Consider the following 2,501-nt stretch of genomic DNA (forward strand, 5'->3'; position numbering starts at 1 on the left):
CGGGGTATGGGACGGGCATGATGCCGGGGGTTCCTTTCGGTACAGGATTACCCTCCATCAAACACGACACGATTCACTTCCACGTGCAGATGAACGTGACACGGCACCTCGCCAGGAACCCGCGCACCCGGGCCGGGCGAGCGCTACGGCTGCTGGTGCTGCAGCTGAGCAGGGTCTGGGACGAAGACACCGCCATCCTGTGGCAGATCCGCCTCGATGAGTGGTGGCGTGCGTTCGGGCACCTCACCCGTGAGCGCACCCTGCTGCGCAACGGGCAGCTCGGGTACACCCATGACCGGCTCCGGAAGGCCTGGTTCCTCGTGCAGAACATCGTTCGGAAGGATCTGATCTTCACGTACGTGGTCTACGGGAACCCGAGAACAACGTCACCACTGGAAGGCGGGGTCAACGCGCAGCTGCGTGACCTCCTGAAGCGACACCGCGGCATGAGCGAGGAGCATCGCAGGCGGGCTGCGGAGTGGTTCCTCACCCTGCACGAGCTCTCGTTCGAGGAAGCAGCCAAAACCGCGGCGCCCGCACCCACGAAACAACGCCCGAAACCACGAGAAGAACGTGACGGGCCAGCGCTCTACGACACCGGCCTCGACGCTGGTGAAGGACTCTGGGAACGTACCGGATGGGCCGGCCGAGCCTGACACGCCCAACCCCATCCACTCTTTCTGGCCGGTAACCCGCGAATCGCGCCACGCGCCGGGTTCAGAGGGATTCCCGGATTCCCCGAAGCACGAACCCCCTGCCATGGGCAGGGGGTTCCGCAGAGGGGATGACGGGAATCGAACCCGCGTAATCAGTTTGGAAGACTGAGGCTCTACCATTGAGCTACATCCCCGGAGGCCGTCGAGAACGGTCCGTTCATTCACGAAAACCCTCATCCACGGTGAGACTCCGCTCTCCGGTCTGAGGGCTCCGCTCCCCCGGCTGGGCTCGAACCAGCGACATCCTGATTAACAGTCAAGCGCTCTGCCAACTGAGCTACAGGGGATCATTGCGCGAGGCAACGTCGTCCAGCTTAGCAAAGCGAAAAGTACCGCGGCAAATCCCCGCGCCCGCGCGTCGCCGGTTCCGAACGCGCATCGCGTTCGTCGGATCCTACGCCTCCGCGATCTCGTCGTAGGCGCTGGCCCGCAGCGCCTGCGCGAGCTGCTGCACGTAGCCGTGATCCGCCGTGCGGAAGATGTCGTCGATGTCGCCCTCGCCGACCGCGCGCCCCTGCTGCATGACGAGCACTCGTTGGCCGAGGCGCTCGAGCATGCCGATGTCGTGGCTCACGAGGATCAGCGTCGCGCCGCTGCGCTTGCGGTACCACTCGAGGAGGTCCACGATGCGGGGCCGGTTGTTGGCGTCGACGCCGAGAGTCGGCTCGTCGGCGATGTAGAGGCTCGGCTCGAGCATGAGCGACTGCATCACGGCGACCCGCTGCCGCTGGCCCTTGGACAACTCGTACGGGTACTCCTGCAGCTTGCCGAGCGGGAGCCCGACGATGTCCATCATCTCGACGATCCGCTCGCCGAGCTGAGTACGGTCGAAATGCTTGCTGCGCTCGGCGATCGGCGCGAAGAGGATGTCGCCGACGTTCAACTCCGGGGGAAGCGTGGCGCCCGCATCCTGCCCCAGCATGCCGACGTGCGCGGTCAGCTGCAACGCGGCGCGCTTCCTCAGACGACGCAGCGGGACGCCGAGCACGACTGCGTCGCCCCCGGTCGCGCGGATCCGCGACGACTTCTCGGGCGAATCATCCGCCCGGCCCGCGAGGAACCGGGCGAAGGTCGACTTGCCGGAGCCGCTCTCCCCCAGCAGGGCGAGCGTCCGCCCCCGTCCGAGCACGGTGCTCATCCCCTCGACCGCGTTGTAGGCGCGGTGCCCGCCCGAGGCCGGATAGCTCAAGGACAGGTCGGAGACGAGGACGGCCGGATCTGCCAGGGGCACCGGATCTGCCATGGTGTGGGGCTCCTCTTCGGTAGGGACTGCGGAGCCAGCTTAGAACGTCGAACCCTACTCGGCGCGCAGGGTGCGCCGCGCGGCCTCGAGCCCGGCGAGCTGCTGCTGGATCTGCCGGGACTCGGGCGAGTTCGCGTCCCCGACCCGCTGCATCCGGGCGACGAGCTGCCCCTTGAGGGCGAGCAGGTCGCGGTCCAGGAGGGCGACGACGATGTCGCGCGCATAGGCGCCCAGCTGTTCCGGCGACTGCTTGGGCACCGGCAGCGGCGCGAGGGCGAGCTCCCGGATCAGGCCGCGGTACGGCTCGGGCGCCTCCGCCAGAGCGTGTTCGAACCAGTCATTGGCGCCGAGAGAAGGCAGGGCCGAGGCGATCGCATCCCGCACCACGCGCAGCGAGGGATCCCCGACCTCGGCCGTCGCTGCCTGGACCATCAGCTCGGCGCCGATCGCCTGGCCCTGCTGCAGCATGGCCATGAGCGCGTCGCGTTCGAGCCGGACGGCCGGGGTCGCCGGCAGCGAGGCGAGCCCGAGCCGCGGAGCCT

General features: G+C 67.9%; 2 protein-coding genes, 2 tRNA genes and 1 pseudogene. 1 reads left to right on the forward strand and 4 read right to left on the reverse strand.

Features of this window, described 5'->3' with window-relative positions:
• The first annotated feature begins 89 nt into the window (after positions 1-89).
• Positions 90-656, forward strand: coding sequence for a hypothetical protein (locus ACFPZL_RS12225; protein ID WP_382331918.1), 567 nt, complete (start codon positions 90-92; stop codon positions 654-656).
• Between the two features lie 123 nt (positions 657-779).
• Here ACFPZL_RS12225 and ACFPZL_RS12230 read toward each other — a convergent pair.
• The 4 genes and pseudogenes from ACFPZL_RS12230 to ACFPZL_RS12245 form a co-directional block, all read right to left on the reverse strand.
• Positions 780-850, reverse strand: a tRNA-Gly gene (locus ACFPZL_RS12230).
• 80 nt (positions 851-930) lie between these two features.
• Positions 931-1,003 (reverse strand) — tRNA-Asn (locus tag ACFPZL_RS12235).
• Between the two features lie 107 nt (positions 1,004-1,110).
• A complete protein-coding gene (locus ACFPZL_RS12240) occupies positions 1,111-1,959 on the reverse strand; it encodes an ABC transporter ATP-binding protein (RefSeq protein ID WP_218116403.1) in 849 nt (282 codons plus the stop codon).
• 54 nt (positions 1,960-2,013) lie between these two features.
• Positions 2,014-2,501: pseudogene (locus tag ACFPZL_RS12245) on the reverse strand (DNA primase); the annotation flags it as partial.

Source organism: Leucobacter soli (assembly GCF_042659205.1).
Classification (GTDB): Bacteria; Actinomycetota; Actinomycetes; order Actinomycetales; family Microbacteriaceae; genus Leucobacter; species Leucobacter soli.

Coding starts and splice junctions, on each gene's coding strand:
- ACFPZL_RS12225 (WP_382331918.1), top strand. CDS start 90: ATGAACGTGACACGGCACCTCGCCAGGAACCCGCGCACCCGGGCCGGG.
- ACFPZL_RS12240 (WP_218116403.1), bottom strand. CDS start 1,959: ATGGCAGATCCGGTGCCCCTGGCAGATCCGGCCGTCCTCGTCTCCGAC.